The following is a 16446-nucleotide window of genomic DNA, read 5'->3' as shown; positions in this document are numbered from 1 at the left end:
CGCGCAGTGACGACCGTGGGGGCCATTCTGTTCGACATGGACGGGACCATGGTCGACTCCATGCCGGTGCATGCCAGGAGCTGGGAGGAATTCGCCCGCCGCCACGGCATCGCCCTTGACGTCGCCGAGATCCTGCGCCGCACCACCGGCCGCACCGGCGTCGAGTGCATGCGCGAGATCTTCGAGCGGCCGCTGGCCGAGGACGAGGCGCGCGTCCTGGCCGACGAGAAGGAGGCGATCTACCGCGACCTGTTCGCGCCGGTGTTCCGCGAGGTGGCGGGCTTCCGCTCCTTCGCCGCCGCGGCGGCGCGGCGCGGCCTGAAGGTCGCCGTGGCGACCGCGGGCGACCGCCACAACATCGCCTTCGTGCTGTCGCGGCTGCGGCTCGAGCCGCCGCCGCATGCGATCGTGGGCGGCGACGAGGGTCTGCCCGGCAAGCCCGACCCCGCCCTCTTCCTCGAGGCCGCCCGCCGCGTGCAGGTGCCGCCGGCGCGCTGCATCGTGTTCGAGGACGCGCCGTTCGGCATCGAGGCGGCGCGCCGCGCGGGCATGCGCGCCGTCGCCATCTGCACGACCCATTCCGCCGGAGAACTGGCGGGCCCCCACGTGGTGGCGCAGGTGCGCGACTACGACGAACTCAAGACCAAGAATTTCCTGGAGACCCTCCATGCTGCGTGAAGGCCAGAACAACGTGATCCATCGCGCCGACTACCAGGCGCCCGGCTTCTGGATCGACGCGGTGGAGCTGTGCTTCGACCTCGATCCGGCCAAGACCCGGGTGCTGAACCGGATGAAGGTGCGGCGCAACCTCGACGCCGCCGCGCAGCCGCTGCGCCTGGACGGCGAGGAACTGAACCTGGCCCGGGTCCTGGTCAACGGCCAGGGCACGTCCTTCAAGCTGGACGGCAACCAGCTGGTGCTGGAGAACCTGCCCGAGGGCGGCGATCCGTTCGAGCTGGAGATCCTCACCACCTGCCAGCCGGCGAAGAACACCAAGCTGATGGGCCTGTACGTCAGCAACGACTCGTTCTTCACCCAGTGCGAGGCCGAGGGCTTCCGCCGCATCACCTACTTCCTGGACCGGCCCGACGTCATGGCCAGCTACACGGTGCTGCTGCGCGCCGACAAGGCCAGGTATCCGGTGCTGCTGTCCAACGGCAACCTGGTGGACCAGGGCGAGCTGCCCGACGGGCGGCACTTCGCCAAGTGGGTCGATCCGTTCCGCAAGCCCAGCTACCTGTTCGCGCTGGTCGCTGGCCGGCTGGTGGCACGCGAGCAGCGCATCCGCTCGCGCGGCGGCAAGGACCACCTGCTGCAGGTGTTCGTGCGCGCCGGCGACCTGGACAAGACCGAGCACGCGATGAACTCGCTGATGGCGTCGATCGCCTGGGACGAGGCGCGGTTCGGCCTGCCGCTGGACCTGGAGCGCTTCATGATCGTCGCCACCAGCGACTTCAACATGGGGGCGATGGAGAACAAGGGCCTGAACATCTTCAACACGAAGTACGTGCTGGCCAGCCAGGCCACCGCGACCGACACCGACTACGCCAACATCGAGTCGGTGGTGGGCCACGAGTACTTCCACAACTGGACCGGCGACCGCGTGACCTGCCGCGACTGGTTCCAGCTGAGCCTGAAGGAAGGCCTCACGGTGTTCCGCGACCAGGAGTTCAGCCAGGACCTGGCGGGCGAGCCCTCGGCCCGCGCCGTCAAGCGCATCGAGGACGTGCGCGTGCTGCGCACCGCGCAGTTCCCCGAGGACGCCGGCCCGATGGCGCATCCGGTGCGTCCGGACCAGTACCTCGAGATCAACAATTTCTACACCGTCACGGTCTACGAAAAAGGCGCCGAGGTCGTGCGCATGATGCAGACCCTGGTGGGCCGGGAAGGCTTCGCGCGCGGGCTCAAGCTCTATTTCGAGCGTCACGACGGCCACGCCGTCACCTGCGACGACTTCGCCCAGGCAATCGCCGACGCCAATCCCGATTCGACGCTGGCGCGCCTGCTGGAGCAGTTCAAGCGCTGGTACAGCCAGGCCGGCACGCCGCGCGTGCGCGCTGCCGGCCAGTGGGACGCCGACGCCCGCAGCTACCGGCTCACGCTGTCGCAGAGCTGCGCGCCGACGCCGGGCCAGCCGACCAAGGAGCCGTTCGTGATCCCGATCGGCCTGGGCCTGGTCGGCGCCGACGGCGCGCAGCTGGCCAGCGGCATGCACGTGCTGACGCAGGAGCGCGAGACCGTCACCTTCGAGGGCATCGACCGCGAGCCGGTGCCCTCGATCCTGCGCGGCTTCAGCGCGCCGGTGATCCTGGAGTTCGACTACAGCGACGAGCAGCTGATCGCCCTGCTGGCGCACGACAGCGATCCCTTCAACCGCTGGGAAGCCGGCCAGCGTCTGGCGGTCAATCGCGCCCTGGCCTTCATCCGCGGCGCCACGCCGGCGCCGGAGATCCGGCTGGACGCCGCCTATGTCGACGCGCTGCGCGGCATCCTGCGGCACCCGGCGCTCGACGCCGCCTTCAAGGAACTGGTGCTGACCCTGCCGGCCGAGACCTACATCGCCGAGCAGCTCGAGACGGTCGATCCGCAGCGCATCCACGCGGTGCGCGAGGCGATGCGCGAGCAGCTCGCGCGCGAGCTGTTCGCCGACTGGGAGTGGGCCTTCGAGGCGCACCGCGAAAACGGCGCCTATCGCCCCGAGCCGGTGTCGTCGGGCCGCCGGGCCCTGGCCGGCATGGCGCTGTCCAACCTGTGCCTGGCCGCGCGCGCCAGCGGCGACGCGGTCTGGCCGGGCAAGGCCTACCAGCGCTTCAAGGACGCCGGCAACATGACGGACCGCTTCAACGCCCTGGCAGCCCTCGTGACCTCGGGCCACGAGCTGGCGGCGCCGGCGCTGCAGCGCTTCCACGCGATGTTCAAGGACGAGGCGCTGGTGCTGGACAAGTGGTTCGCGCTGCAGGCCGGCGCGCCCGACCGCGGCGGCAACGTGCTGCCGGCCGTCAGGCAGCTCATGAACCACGCCGACTTCAACATCCGCAACCCGAACCGCGCGCGCAGCGTGATCTTCAGCTACTGCAGCGCCAACCCGGGCGGCTTTCACCGGCCGGATGCGGCCGGCTACGTGTTCTGGAGCGATCGGGTGCTCGAGCTCGACGCGATCAACCCGCAGGTGGCGGCGCGGCTGGCGCGGGCGCTGGACCGCTGGAAGAAGCTCGCCGAGCCGCTGCGCGGCGCCGCGCGCGAGGCGATCGCGCGGGTGGCGGCGCGCCCCGACCTGAGCAACGACGTGCGCGAGGTGGTCACCCGCGCGCTCGCGGATTGAGTACAGTGCCGGCAGGAGACCACCGATGACCCCCCAGCGAATTTCACTGACCCGCTACCTGGTCGAGCAGCAGCGCGTCGACGGCCTGATCCCCGGCCAGCTGCGCCTGCTGATCGAAGTGGTGGCCCGCGCCTGCAAGCGCATCAGCCAGGCCGTCAACAAGGGGGCGGTGGGCGACATCCTGGGCGTCGCCGGCAGCGAGAACGTGCAAGGCGAGATGCAGAAGAAGCTGGACATCATCGCCAACGAGGTGCTGATCGAGGCCAACGAATGGGGCGGCCACCTGGCCGCCATGGCCAGCGAGGAAATGGAAGGCATCTACGTGGTGCCCAACCGCTACCCGCAAGGCGAGTACCTGCTGCTGTTCGATCCGCTCGACGGCTCCAGCAACATCGACGTCAACGTCAGCATCGGCACCATCTTCAGCGTGCTGAAAAAGCCCGAAGGGCACCCCGGCGTGACCGAGCAGGACTTCCTGCAGCCGGGCAGCCGGCAGGTGGCCGCCGGCTACTGCGTGTACGGGCCGCAGACCACGCTGGTGCTGACCGTGGGCGACGGCGTGGCCGAGTTCACGCTCGATCGCGAGCAGGGTTCGTTCGTCCTGGTGCAGGAGAACCTGCGCATCCCCGAGGACACCCGCGAGTTCGCGATCAACATGAGCAACATGCGGCACTGGGCGCCGCCGGTGCGCCGCTACATCGACGAATGCCTGGCCGGCCGGGAAGGCCCGCGCGGCAAGGACTTCAACATGCGCTGGATCGCCTCGATGGTGGCCGACGTGCACCGCATCCTGACGCGCGGGGGGATCTTCATGTACCCCTGGGACAAGCGCGAGCCGGAAAAGCCCGGCAAGCTGCGCCTGATGTACGAAGCCAACCCGATGGGGTGGCTGATCGAGCAGGCCGGCGGCGCCGCGACCAACGGCATGCAGCGCATCCTGGACATCCAGCCGTCCAAGCTGCACGAGCGGGTGTCGGTGATCCTGGGCAGCAAGAACGAGGTCGAGCGGGTCACGTCGTACCACAAGCAGTGACGCTTGCCTGGCAACCCGACGGCCGGTAACCCAACAGCCGAACGCAGAGGGCGCAAAAGTACGCCAAGAGCGCAGAAAAAGCCGTTGGCAATGGGTTCCGCGCGGCGCCTGGTCGCAGCCGATTGGCTGCACACCCAAGACATTCCTTCGGCTGTTCTTTGGCGTCCTCTGCGGACCGCTGCGCCCTCTGCGTTCGGCTGTCGGGTTTTGTGGCCGTTGGGTTACCCGCGAACCAACTCCCGCGCGATCCAGTCCTCGATCACCCGCTCCAGCACGTCCAGCGGCAGCGCGCCCTGGTCGATCACGGCGTTGTGGAAGCGCCGCAGGTCGAAGCGCGGCCCCAGCCGCTGCTGCGCCCGCTCCCGCAGTTCGGCGATCTTCAGCTTGCCCACCATGTAGCCCAGCGCCTGGCCCGGGATCGAGGTGTAGCGGTCCACTTCCGACGTGACGAAACCGCGGTCCATGCCGGTGCGCTCCACCATGAACTCGATGGTCCGCTCGCGGCTCCAGCCGAGGTGGTGGATGCCGGTGTCGGCCACCAGCCGCGCGGCGCGGAACGCCTGCCATTGCAGATGCCCGAAGAGGCTGTACGGGTCCTCGTAGAGGCCGATCTCGCGGCCCAGCGTCTCGGCGTAGACGGCCCAGCCCTCGACGAACGCGTTGTACCCGCCTTGCCGCCGGAACTCGGGCAGCCCCTCGAGCTCCTGCCCGCGCGCGATCTGCAGGTGGTGGCCCGGCACGGCTTCGTGCGCGGTGAGCGTCGCCATCTTCCACTTCGGCCGGGTGCGCCAGCCCACCGTGTTGGCGTTGAAGTAGCCGGCCCGGCTGCCGTCGCGCGCCGGCCCGTTGTAGTACTCCGCCGCGTCGGGCCCCTGGAACGCCGGCATGGCGCGCACGCCGTACGGCGCGCGCGGCAACTGCGCGAACAGGCGCGGCAGTTCGGCGTCGATGCGTTTGGCGACCGCGCGGTAGCCGTCCAGCAATTCCTCGGGTGAGCGGTGGAAGAACCGCGCGTCGGTGTTCAGGAAGCGCACGAAGTCGGCAAAGCCGCCATCGAAGTTCACCTGCCGCAGCACGCCGTCCATTTCGGCGCGGATGCGGGCGAGTTCGCGCTGGCCCATCTCGTGGATCTCGGCCGCGGAAAGCGCCGTCGTCGTCTGCCGGCGCACCAGGAATTCGTAGACGCGCGCGCCGTCTGGATAGTCGCGCATCGCCCCGCCGGCCGGCGCCTGCTGCGCGTACTCGCCGGCGAGGAAGGCCCGCAGCCGGCCCATCGCCGGCAGCACCTGCGCCTGCACCGCCTGCTCGCCGCGGGCCTGCAGCGCGGCGCGCTGCGCAGCCGGGATGTCCGCGCCCAGGCGCCGGAACGGCTCGGTGTAGGGGCTGGACGCCAGCGGCGCGGCGAGCTGTTCGTCGATCTGCGCCAGGGCGCGCCGGAGCACCGGCCGCGACGACACCCAGCCCAGGGCCGCGCCGCGCCGCATCTTCGCGATTTCCTGCTCGACCAGCGCCGGGTAGCTGGCGATGCGCTGCAGCAGTTGTTCCACCTGCGCCGAGGTGCCCACCGGGACCACCCGCATCAGGTCCGCGAAGTCGCTCTGCACGCCGCCGAGCGCCCCGACCACCAGCGTGCGGTAGCCGGGAAACGCCTGCTGCTGCACCTGCCGCTCGAGCTGGCCGATGAACAGTTCGCGCGACAGCTGGTCGGCCCGGCCGAGCCGCTCGGGGCGGATCGCCTGCGCCTCGCGCAGCCATTCGCGGCTGCGGGCGTCCCAGGCGGCGATCGCCTCGGGCGTCTGGTCGGCGAAGCGGTCGTTGTAGCGCAGGTCGCCGCGCTGGGTGGCGTCCTCCGGGAAGCGGCGAGCCAGCTCTTCCCAATGCCGCTGGAACAGGGCGTGCAGCGCCGCCGCCTCCTGCGCATCGGCAGCGGCCGCCGCCGGCGCCGCGAGCGACAGCGCCAGCGCGGCGGCGGCCAGCAGCCGCCTCACGGCCGCGACCCGATGGCCGCCAGCGCCCGAGCCGGGTGGATCAGCGTGCGCCGGCCATCGTCGGTGCGGTCGGCCGTGCGGCGCATGATCGCGATCGCCTCGGCCGGCGTGAGCGAGGGCCGCACCGCGAACATCTTCGCGGCCAGGTTCGCCACCTGGGGCGCGGCCATCGAGGTGCCGGAAAACGCGACCCGGCCGCCGCCCGGCACCACGCTCGGGACCTGGTAGCCGTTGGCGTGCAGCAGCACCGTCGGCCCGTAACTGGTGAACGCGGCCTCGTCGCCGGCCTGGTCCACCGCGCCCACCGTCACCAGGTTCGGCAGCACCAGGCTGGAGGGAAACGACTCGTTGAACGTCGGATCGTTGGCCGAGTTGCCGGCCGCGGCGACGAACAGCACATCGGGCAACGAGGCGATCGCCGCCGCCAGCGCCTGCCGCTGCAGGTCGAAATAGCGGCGCGCCGTCGCCCGGCGCGCGCCGGCGTCGGCGCCGATGCCGCACTGCTCCAGCTCGCCTTCGATCGAGCGCAGGCTCTCGCTCCAGCTCATGTTGACCACCCGCGCGCCGGTCTGCCGGATGAAGCGCGCATAGCCGGCGAAGTTGTCGGCGATGCGCTGCGCCAGCTCCGCGCTCGGGCAGGGGTCGGGCCGCAAGGTGTGGCCGAACTCGATGCGGGCGTTGGCGACCCGTGCCGCCGGATTGCCGGCCATCGCGATGCCGGCGACGTGGGTGCCGTGCTGGTAGACGCTGGCCAGCCGCATCTCCTCCAGCACCGACCGGTATTGCTGCGGCTGCAGGTTCGACAGCTGCTGGCGCACCGCGGCGGCCTCGGCGCTGTCGATGTTCGCCTGCAGGTCCGACAGGCCCTTGCTGCGCGCGAGCATGGCCGGCAGCCGGTTCGCCATCGACGCCGGGATCGGCTTGAGCGGCTGCGTGGCCGGCCGGCCGTGCAGGTCGAAGGCCACCAGGGCCGGCTGGCCGCCATCCATCACCACGCGGCCCGGAAACAGCGCGGTGTCGACGCCGCTGTCCCACACCACGATCGTCACCGGCGCCAGCGCCGGGGCGGCCGGCAGCACGGCTTCGCGCGCGGCCCAGATGTCGGGCTTGTCGACGCGATGGCGCGCCAGGTAGCGGGCGTAGGCGTCCACCAGCGGCTGCTTCAGGGGCAGCATGTATTCCAGCAGGTAGCGCGCCGACACCAGCGTGGGCGCCAGGTCCGAGCTGAGCGAGCCCTGGGCCTGCGCCACCGGCTGCAGCACCGTGCGCACGCGCCCGAGCGCGAGGGCCTCGCCGAGGGTCTCGATGCCGGCCTTGGCGCTCATCACCTCGTTGCGGACCACCGGGTACGGCAGGCGCTCGAGCTCTTCGTCGACGAAGCGGGCCACCTCGGCGGCGTACGCCGGCGAGCCGCGGCCGCCGGTGCGCTGCACGGCCGCCGCGATCGCCCGCACCGTCAGGCCGGAGAGCAGCTTGTCGGCCGGTTTTTCCTGCAGCTCGCGCACCAGCGCCGAGCGCCGCAGCGCCTCGTCGTAGCGGCCCTCCAGCAGGTCCAGCTGCACCAGCACGCCGAGCCAGCGGCGGCGCGTCGCGCGTTCGGCGATGTCGTACTGCGCCAGCATGCCCTCGACGTCGCGCCGCAGCTGCGCGGCCAGCGGCGCGAACCGGGCCGGGTCGCGCACCACCGGCTCCAGCTCGCCGGGCACCGCGTAGCTGAAACGCGGCAGGTCGTCGGCCCTGTCCACGCGCTTGGGCGCCTGGGTGCAGGCGGTGGCCAGCGCCAGCGCGCCCAGCGCCAGTGTCCAGCGCGCCTTCATGCGGCCCCCGCCACGGCGGCTGCGTGCACGTCGCCGCGCGGGATCGCGGCCAGCAGCTGCTGCGTGTACGGATGGCGCGGATGGCGGTAGATCTCCTCGGACGCCCCCCGCTCCACGATCTCGCCGCGGCTCATGACCAGGATGTCGTCGGCCATGTACTTCACCACCGCCAGGTCGTGGCTGATGAAGACGTAGGTGAGGCCGAACTCCTCCTGCAGGTCCAGCAGCAGGTTCAGCACCGTGGCCTGCACGCTGACGTCGAGCGCGCTGACGCTCTCGTCGCAGACGATGATCTCCGGCTGCATGGTCAGGCAGCGCGCGATGGCGATGCGCTGGCGCTGGCCGCCGGAGAACTCGTGCGGATACTTGCCGAAGGCTGCCGCCGGCAGGCCCACCTTGTCCAGCCAGTTCAGGGCCAGCCGGGCCCGGTCGTCCTCGGTCGCGCCGATGCCGTGGATGCGCATCGGCTCCATCAGGATCTGGCCCACGGTGAAGCGCGGATTCAGGCTGGCGTAGGGGTTCTGGAAGATGATCTGGATGCGGCGGCGGTACGGCTGCAGCTCGCCGCCGTGTAATGTCGCCAGGTCGGCGCCTTCGAACATGATGCGGCCCGCGCTGGCCGGCGTGAGGCGCGTCAGCATCATGCCGATGGTCGTCTTGCCCGAGCCCGATTCGCCCACCACGCCGAGCGTGCGTCCCTTGTGCAGCACGAAGTCCGCCTGCTTGACGGCTTCGATCTCGCGGCGCTTGAACAGGCCCTCCTTCAGGCGGTAGGCCTTGCGCAGGCCGGCCACCTCGATCAGCGGGGCGCCGGTCACCGGCACCGGACTGCGCTGCTCGGTCACGAGCGGGCGGCCGTTGACGATGTCGTCGATCACCGGCAGCCGGCGCGGCCGCGAGTCCAGGCGCGGCCGGCAGGCCAGCAGCGCCCGCGTGTAGGCGTCCCTGGGCGCGCGGAACACCTCGGCGATCGGCCCGGCTTCGCGCACCTCGCCGTGGCGCATCACGATGACGTTGCTGGCCACCTCCCCCACCAGCGCCAGGTCGTGGCTGATGAACAGGATGCTCATTTTCTGGCGCTCCTGCAGCCGCGCCAGCAGGTCGACGATCTGGCGCTGCACCGTGACGTCCAGCGCCGTGGTCGGCTCGTCGGCGATCAGCAGCTTGGGCTCGCACGCGATCGCCATCGCGATCATCACGCGCTGCTGCTGGCCGCCGGAGAGCTCGTGCGGATAGGCGTCCAGCCGGGCCCGCGGCTCGGGGATGCCGACTTCGTTGAGCAGGTCCAGCGTGCGCTCGCGCGCCTGCCGCGCCGACAGGCCGGCGTGGATCCGCAGCACCTCGGCGATCTGCTCGCCGACCGTGAAGACCGGATTGAGCGAGCTCATCGGCTCCTGGAACACCACCGAGATGTCCTTGCCGCGCAGCCCGCGCATGTCCTCCTGGCTGGCCCGCAGCAGGTCGCGGCCCTGGTAGAGGACGCGGCTGGCGGCGTCGACGATGGCGTTCTCGGGCAGCAGCCGCACGATGCTCATGGCGCTGACGCTCTTGCCGCTGCCGGATTCGCCCACCAGCGCCACGCTGGCGCTGGCGGGGATGTCGAAACTCACGCCGCGCACGGCCTCGTGGGTTTCCCGGCCCAGGCGGAAGGACACGCGCAGGTCCCGCACTTCGATCAGGGATGTCATCGTGTCCTCGTCAACGCAGTTTCGGGTCCATCGCGTCGCGCAGCGCATCGGTCAGCAGCGCGAACGCGGTCACGAAGGTGGCCATGAAGAAGGTCGCGGTGGCCAGCTGCCACCACTTGCCCAGCACCAGCTCGGTCTGGGCCTCGGCCAGCATCGTGCCCCAGCTGACCATGTCGATCGGCACGCCCATGCCCAGGAACGACAGGATCACTTCGGCCTTGATGAAGCCCACCACGTGCAGGCTCAGCTGCACCAGGATCACGTGGCTCACGTTGGGCAGGATGTGGCCGAACATGCGCGCGGCATGGCCGGCGCCGATCGCCTCGGCCGCCCGCACGTACTCGCGCGAACGGTGCTTCATGTACTCCGCCCGCACCAGCCGGTAGATGCCGGTCCAGCCGACCACGCCCAGGATGATCACCACCGGGGCGATGCCGCTGGAAAAGTGCTTGGCCAGCGGCCCCGACTTGAACACCGCCGCCAGGGCGAAGATCAGCAGGATGTACGGCACCGAGGTGAAGACGTTGTAGACCCACTCCAGCAGGTCGCCGGCCCTGCCCCCGAAATAGCCGCCGACGGCGCCGAGCACCGTGCCGATCAGGGTGGCCAGCAGGGCCGCAGCGATGCCCACCAGGATCGACACCTGCGCGCCCTTGATCGCCTTGTCCAGCACGTCGCGGCCCAGCCGGTCGGCGCCGAAGGGCAGCGTCTGCGACTTGTGCTCCACCACCGTCTTCACTTCGGCCGCGCGCTTGTTCCATTCCGGATAGCGCGGGGCGAGCGGGTCGATGTCGGAGAGGTCGACGTTGGGCGGCTGCGCTTCCTTCACCGCCGCCTGCTCGCGGGCGTCGGCGCCGACCACGTGCGGCGGCGCGAACGGTTCGCCCGTTTCCTTCTGCCAGCCGGCAGCCAGCAGGCCGACCTGCGCCGCCAGCACCATCACCAGGAAGGCGACGACGACCACCAGCGAGATCATGCCGACGCGGTCGGCGCGCAGCCGGGCCCAGGCCTGCGCCCACACGCCGGGCGAACGCGGCAAGGCGGCCAGCACCGGGCCGGCGGCGCCGGCCGGCAGCAGATCGGGAGTGGCTTTCGCCAGGGGCGGCGCCGCGCTCATTTGAGCACCACCCGCGGGTCGGCGAACTTGTACAGGACGTCGGTGATCAGGTTGATCACCATGGTCAGCGCCGCCAGGTAGACCGTCACCGCCTGGATCACGGGGTAGTCGCTGCGGCCCACCGCCTGGTACACCTCGCGGCCGAGTCCCGGCACCGAGAAGAAGACTTCGATCAGGAACGAGCCGATGAAGACGCCAGGCAGCTGCGTCGCGACGTTGGTCAGGATCGGGATCATCGCGTTGCGCAGCACGTGCTTGAACAGGATGGTGCGCTCGGCCACGCCCTTGGCGCGCGCCGTGCGCACGTAGTCCTGGCCGATCTCGTCGAGGAAGAAGCTGCGGTACAGCCGGGTCTGCGGCGCCAGGCTGACCAGCACCGCCAGCAACACGGGCAGGGGGGCGTACACGGCGAGGTTGGTCCAGACGCTGTGGCTCCAGCCCTGCACCGGGAACCAGCCGAGCCGGAAGGCGAAGACGTACTGGCCGACGATCACGTAGACCAGGAAGCTGATGGACAGCGCCACCGTCGAGATGATCATCACCGCCCGGTCGGTGAGGCTGCCGCGCACGTAGGCCACCGCCATGCCGGCGGCGATGGCGAGCCCCACTTCCAGCACCAGGATCGGGATCATGATCGTCAGCGTCGCCGGCAGCCGCGTGACGAAGATGCTGGAGACCGCCTCGTTGGTCGCCCAGCTGCGGCCCCAGTCGAAGGTGGCGACCTTGACGACGAACAGCCACAGCTGCTCGGTCACCGGCTTGTTCAGCCCCAGCTGGTTGCGGATCGATTCGACCTGCGCGGCCGAGGCCTGCAGGCCGCCGAGGATCTCGGCGGGGTCGCCCCCGAAGTACTTGAACAGGAAGAACACCAGCAGGATCACGCCGGCGAGGGTGGGGATCATCTGCAGGATCCGCCGCAACAGGTAAGAGAACATCCAGGGCTTTCTTGGGTCCCTCGGGCGCGCTGGGTGCGGCGCCTTAGGGGAAACCGCTCGTGGCAGGCTTCAGGGCGGGCATTATGCTTGGGGCTTCAAGTTTCCCGTATTGGTGTTTCCAAGAATGATCAAGAGCCACTGGGCACTGGCCACCAGCCTGTGCCTGGCCTGGGGTGCTATCGCGCCCGCCATGGCCCAGACGCCCGCCAAGCCGCCCGAAAAGGTGCTGCGCTACGCGTTCCCCGTCGCCGAAACCGGGTTCGACCCGGCCCAGCTGTCCGACCTGTATTCGCGCATCATCACCGCGAACATCTTCGACGCGTTGTACGGCTACGACTATCTCGCCCGCCCGGCCAGGATCAAGCCGAACCTGGCGGACGGCATGCCGAAGATCTCCCCCGACTTCCGCACCTTCACCGTGACCCTGCGGCGCGGCATCCTGTTCGCCGACGACGCGGCCTTCGGCGGCAGCAGGCGCGAGGTGACGGCCCAGGACGTGGTCTACACCTTCAAGCGCATCTACGACCCCAAGAACAAGAGCCCCAGCGTCAGCGGCCTCGAGGAAGAGAAGATCCTGGGCGCCGACGAACTGCGCAAGCAGGCCCAGGACACCGGCAAGTTCGACTACGACCGCGAGATCGAGGGGCTGCGGGCGCTGGACCGCTACACGGTGCAGTTCAAGCTGGCGCAGCCGCGGCCGCGCTTCGTCAACACGCTGGCCGACCCCGGGATCCTGGGCATCGTGGCGCGCGAGGTGGTGGAGAAGTACGGCGACCAGATCATGGAGCACCCGGTGGGCACCGGCGCCTTCATGCTGCACGAGTGGCAGCGCTCGTCCAAGATCACGCTGGTGCGCAACCCGAACTACCGGGCCGAGTTCTACGACGAGCAGCCCGACCCGAAGGACCCGCAGTCGCAGGCGATCGCGGCGCGCATGAAGGGCAAGCGCCTGCCGCTGCTGGACAAGGTGGTGGTCTCGATCATCGACGAGCCGCAGCCGCGCTGGCTGTCGTTCCTGAACAACGAGCACGACCTGATGGAGCGGCTGCCGCAGAACTTCGCGACGCACGCCATCCCGAACAACCAGCTGGCGCCCAACCTCGCCAAGCGCGGCATCCAGATGGAGCGGGTGCCGCTGTCGGACATCACCATGTTCTATTTCCGCATGGACCACCCGGTCGTCGGCGGCTACACGCCCGACAAGGTGGCCCTGCGCCGCGCCATCGCGCTCGCCTACAACGGCGAGGAGGAAGTGCGGCTGCCGCGGCGCGGCCAGGCGATGGTGGCCCAGGGCTTCGTGATGCCCAACACCTCCAGCTTCGATCCGAACTTCCGCTCCGAGATGGGCACCTTCGACCGCGCCCGCGCCATCGCCCTGCTCGACATGTTCGGCTACGTCGACAAGGACGGCGACGGCTGGCGCGACCTGCCGGACGGTTCGCCCCTGGTGCTCGAATACGACACGCTGGGCACCTCCGACTACCGCGAACTGGACGAGATCGTCAAGAAGAACCTGGACGCGGTCGGCATCAGGATCAACTTCCGCATCGGCAAGTGGCCCGAGCAGCTCAAGGCCTCGCGCGCCGGCAAGCTGATGATGTGGGGCTACGGCCTTTCGGCCAGCTCCCCGAACAGCGGCGGCGTGCTCGAACTGGGCTACAGCAAGTCTATCGGGCAGCAGAACCACTCGCGCTTCAAGAACGCGAAGTTCGACGAACTGTACGAGAAGCAGAGCGTGATGCCGGACGGGCCGGAGCGCGACGCCGTGATCCGCGACGCGGTCCGCATCATGGTGGCCTACATGCCGCTGAAGGTGCGGGTGCACCGGATCGGCACCGACCTGATGCAGCCCTGGCTGGTCGGCTACAAGCGCCATCCCAACGCCCGCGAGTTCTGGCGCTACGTCGACATCGACACCGCGCGCCTGCCCCGATGACAACCGAGATGCCCATGAAGCACATCACCGCCTCCCGCCTCGCCGCCGCCATCGCGCTGGCGCTCGCCCTGCCCGCCGGCGCGGCGATCGTCCCGCCGGGCGTGCAGCTGCATCCCACCCAGACGCTGATCCGCAACAACGGCTCGGAGCCCGAAACGCTGGACCCGGCCCTGGCCGAGACCGTGGGTTCCAACAACATCACCCGCGACCTGTTCGAAGGCCTGACGGCCAACGACGCCGACGGCAAGATCATTCCCGGCGTCGCCGAGAGCTGGAAGCGCACCAACGCGACCACCTGGGTGTTCAAGCTGCGCCAGAACGCCAAGTGGTCCAACGGCGACCCGGTCACGGCGCAGGACTGCGTCTACGGCATCCGGCGCTTCCTCGATCCGAAGACCGCGTCCAAGTACGCCACCACCTACGGCGTGTTCCTGCTCAATGGCAAGGAAGTGGCGATGGGCAAGAAGCCGCCGGCCGAAGTCGGGGTGAAGGCGCTGGACAAGTACACCGTCGAAGTGAAGACCGCGTTCCCGGCCTCCTTCCTGCCGCAGCTGATGTCGAACAACAACCTCGGCCCGCTGCACCAGGCGTCGGTGGAGAAGTTCGGCCGGGACTGGACCAAGCCCGGCAACATGGTGAGCAACGGCGCCTTCGTGCTCAAGGAATGGGTGGTCAACAGCCGCGTGGTGATCGAGAAGAACCCGCAGTACTGGGACGCCAAGAACGTGCAGCTGACGCGGGTGACCTACCTGGGCGTGGAGGACGGCAACGCCGACGTCAAGTTGTTCGCGGCCGGCCAGAACGAGATGGTCTACCAGCTGCCGCCGGGCACCTACGAGCAGGCGAAGAAGCAGTTCCCCAAGGACGTGCGCAATGCGCCGATGCTCGGGCTGCGCTACTACACGCTGCAGACCAAGAGCCCGGCGATGAAGGACGTGCGCGTGCGCAAGGCCCTGTCGCTGGTGATCGACCGCGACATCCTGGCGCAGAAGGTCACCGCCGACGGCCAGCTGCCGGCCTACGGGCTGGTCGTCAAGGGCATGGAAGGCGCGGACATGACCGAGTACGAGTGGGCGCACTGGCCGATGGCCAGGAAGGTCGAAGAGGCGAAGAAGCTGCTGGCCGAAGCGGGGGTGAAGCCCGGCACCAAGTACACCTTCTCCTACAACACCAGCGAATACCACAAGAAGATGGCGATCTTCGCCCAGTCGGAATGGAAGTCCAAGCTGGGCATCAACATCGAGCTCGAAGCGATGGAGTTCAAGGTGCTGGTCAAGAAGCGCCATGACGGCGCCTTCGAGATCGCGCGCGACGGCTTCATCGCCGACTACAACGATGCCAGCAACTTCCTGGCGCTGGTGCGCTGCGACTCGGACCAGAACCTGAATTTGAACTGCAACCGCAAGGCCGAGGAGCTGATCAACCAGGCCGAACAGAGCGACGACGAGGGCAAGCGCAAGCAGCTCCTGACCCAGGCGACCAAGATGATCATGGACGACTACCCGATGGTTCCCCTGCTGCAGTACTCCTTGCCCCGGCTGGTAAAATCGTACGTCGGCGGGTATTCGCTGCTGAACGCCCAGGACCGGTTCCGCAGCAAGGACCTGTACATCATCAAGCACTGAGCGCCCACCAGGCGCTTTCTCCGGTTCCGCAACCCGCGCGCCCTCCCCGGCGCGCCGCCCGAGTATGTGGTCCTATACCCTGCGCCGCCTGCTGGCGACGATTCCCACGCTGCTGATCGTCATCACCGTGTGCTACATCCTCGTGCACGCGGCGCCGGGCGGACCGTTCGACAGCGACAAGCAGGTCTCCGAGGCGGTGCTGGCCAACCTGCAGGCCAAGTACCACCTCGACCAGCCGGCCTGGAAGCAGTACCTGTTCTACCTTGGCAACCTGCTGCGCGGCGACCTCGGCGCGTCCTTCCGCTATGCGGACTGGTCCGTCAATGACCTCGTCGCCGCCGCGCTGCCGGTGTCGCTCTCCATCGGCGGGCTGTCGCTGCTGATCTCGTTCCTGGTCGGCACCGGCCTGGGCGTCGCCGCGGCGCTGCGGCAGAACAGCGCCGCCGACTACGGCGTGATGCTGATCGGCAACCTGGGCAGCGTGGTGCCCTCGTTCGTGATCGGGCCGGTGCTGATCCTGGTCTTCGCGCTGTGGCTGCAGTGGCTGCCGGCCGGCGGCTGGGACGCCTTCGCGCCGCAGTTCATGATCATGCCGGTGGCCCTGCTCACGTTCATCAACGTGGCCACGATCGCCCGGGTGATGCGCGGCAGCCTGATCGAGGTGCTGCACAGCAACTTCATCCGCACCGCCCGCGCCAAGGGGCTGCCGACCCGCGTCGTCGTGCTGCGCCACGCGCTGAAGCCGGCGCTGCTGCCGGTGGTGTCGGTGCTCGGCCCGCTGGCGATCTCCTCGATCACCGCCGCGCTGGTGACCGAGACCGTGTTCTCTCTGCCGGGCCTGGGCAAGCTGATCGTCAACGGCGCCGGCAACCGCGACTACACGCTGGTGCTGGGACTGGTGGTGCTGATCACCGTGCTGGCGGTGCTGCTCAATCTGCTGGTCGACCTCGCGTATGCCGCGCTCGATCCCAAGATCCGCTACTGA

General features: G+C 69.4%; 11 protein-coding genes. 6 read left to right on the top strand and 5 right to left on the bottom strand.

Annotated elements, in window-relative coordinates:
* Positions 1-6: 6 nt before the first annotated feature.
* Genes VNT59_RS09460 through VNT59_RS09450 form a run of 3 tightly spaced genes read left to right on the top strand, consistent with a single transcriptional unit; the run spans position 7 to position 4355 of the window.
* Complete coding sequence (locus VNT59_RS09460; RefSeq protein WP_325498084.1) at positions 7-678, top strand: HAD family phosphatase; 672 nt, start codon at positions 7-9, stop codon at positions 676-678.
* Positions 668-3322 carry an aminopeptidase N gene (gene pepN, locus VNT59_RS09455; protein WP_325498083.1) on the top strand — a complete coding sequence of 885 codons (2655 nt, stop codon included), beginning with the start codon at positions 668-670 and terminating at the stop codon, positions 3320-3322. Before VNT59_RS09460 ends, pepN begins: the two co-directional genes overlap by 11 nt.
* A 25-nt stretch (positions 3323-3347) precedes the next feature.
* Complete coding sequence (locus VNT59_RS09450; RefSeq protein WP_325498082.1) at positions 3348-4355, top strand: class 1 fructose-bisphosphatase; 1008 nt, start codon at positions 3348-3350, stop codon at positions 4353-4355.
* A 221-nt stretch (positions 4356-4576) separates the two neighbouring features.
* Here VNT59_RS09450 and VNT59_RS09445 read toward each other — a convergent pair whose 3' ends face one another.
* From VNT59_RS09445 to VNT59_RS09425, 5 genes are read right to left on the bottom strand one after another with little or no spacing between them, the layout of a single operon-like run.
* Positions 4577-6343: a DUF885 domain-containing protein gene (locus VNT59_RS09445; protein WP_325498081.1), complete on the bottom strand. Its 1767-nt coding sequence runs from the start codon at positions 6341-6343 to the stop codon at positions 4577-4579.
* Complete coding sequence (locus VNT59_RS09440) at positions 6340-8160, bottom strand: S8 family serine peptidase (protein WP_325498080.1); 1821 nt, start codon at positions 8158-8160, stop codon at positions 6340-6342. The genes VNT59_RS09445 and VNT59_RS09440 overlap by 4 nt, the downstream gene beginning before the upstream one ends.
* On the bottom strand, positions 8157-9848 hold the full coding sequence (locus tag VNT59_RS09435; RefSeq protein ID WP_325498079.1) for a dipeptide ABC transporter ATP-binding protein: 1692 nt from the start codon (positions 9846-9848) through the stop codon (positions 8157-8159). Before VNT59_RS09435 ends, VNT59_RS09440 begins: the two co-directional genes overlap by 4 nt.
* Positions 9849-9858: 10 nt before the next feature.
* Entirely contained in the window at positions 9859-10965 is a 1107-nt protein-coding gene (locus VNT59_RS09430; RefSeq protein ID WP_325498078.1) for an ABC transporter permease, read from the bottom strand.
* Positions 10962-11900: an ABC transporter permease gene (locus tag VNT59_RS09425; protein ID WP_325498077.1), complete on the bottom strand. Its 939-nt coding sequence runs from the start codon at positions 11898-11900 to the stop codon at positions 10962-10964. The genes VNT59_RS09430 and VNT59_RS09425 overlap by 4 nt, the downstream gene beginning before the upstream one ends.
* Before the next feature lie 124 nt (positions 11901-12024).
* Here VNT59_RS09425 and VNT59_RS09420 point away from each other — a divergent pair, with 124 nt between their 5' ends.
* From VNT59_RS09420 to oppB, 3 genes are all read left to right on the top strand, one after another.
* Positions 12025-13836 carry an ABC transporter substrate-binding protein gene (locus tag VNT59_RS09420; RefSeq protein ID WP_325498076.1) on the top strand — a complete coding sequence of 604 codons (1812 nt, stop codon included), beginning with the start codon at positions 12025-12027 and terminating at the stop codon, positions 13834-13836.
* A gap of 14 nt (positions 13837-13850) precedes the next feature.
* Positions 13851-15461, top strand: a complete 1611-nt coding sequence (locus VNT59_RS09415) for a peptide ABC transporter substrate-binding protein (protein ID WP_325498075.1) — start codon at positions 13851-13853, stop codon at positions 15459-15461.
* Between the two features lie 64 nt (positions 15462-15525).
* Complete coding sequence (oppB, locus tag VNT59_RS09410; RefSeq protein ID WP_325498074.1) at positions 15526-16446, top strand: oligopeptide ABC transporter permease OppB; 921 nt, start codon at positions 15526-15528, stop codon at positions 16444-16446.

The sequence above is a fragment of the Ramlibacter sp. genome, from assembly GCF_035554825.1.
Lineage (GTDB): Bacteria > Pseudomonadota > Gammaproteobacteria > Burkholderiales > Burkholderiaceae_C > Ramlibacter.
This window is presented reverse-complemented; position numbering and strand designations above follow the sequence as displayed.

What these genes read in the sequence shown, in the direction of transcription:
- VNT59_RS09420 (WP_325498076.1), top strand. Translation starts at nt 12,025, where the DNA reads ATGATCAAGAGCCACTGGGCACTGGCCACCAGCCTGTGCCTGGCCTGG.
- VNT59_RS09415 (WP_325498075.1), top strand. Translation starts at nt 13,851, where the DNA reads ATGAAGCACATCACCGCCTCCCGCCTCGCCGCCGCCATCGCGCTGGCG.
- VNT59_RS09425 (WP_325498077.1), bottom strand. Translation starts at nt 11,900, where the DNA reads ATGTTCTCTTACCTGTTGCGGCGGATCCTGCAGATGATCCCCACCCTC.
- oppB (WP_325498074.1), top strand. Translation starts at nt 15,526, where the DNA reads ATGTGGTCCTATACCCTGCGCCGCCTGCTGGCGACGATTCCCACGCTG.
- VNT59_RS09440 (WP_325498080.1), bottom strand. Translation starts at nt 8,160, where the DNA reads ATGAAGGCGCGCTGGACACTGGCGCTGGGCGCGCTGGCGCTGGCCACC.
- VNT59_RS09450 (WP_325498082.1), top strand. Translation starts at nt 3,348, where the DNA reads ATGACCCCCCAGCGAATTTCACTGACCCGCTACCTGGTCGAGCAGCAG.
- pepN (WP_325498083.1), top strand. Translation starts at nt 668, where the DNA reads ATGCTGCGTGAAGGCCAGAACAACGTGATCCATCGCGCCGACTACCAG.
- VNT59_RS09430 (WP_325498078.1), bottom strand. Translation starts at nt 10,965, where the DNA reads ATGAGCGCGGCGCCGCCCCTGGCGAAAGCCACTCCCGATCTGCTGCCG.
- VNT59_RS09435 (WP_325498079.1), bottom strand. Translation starts at nt 9,848, where the DNA reads ATGACATCCCTGATCGAAGTGCGGGACCTGCGCGTGTCCTTCCGCCTG.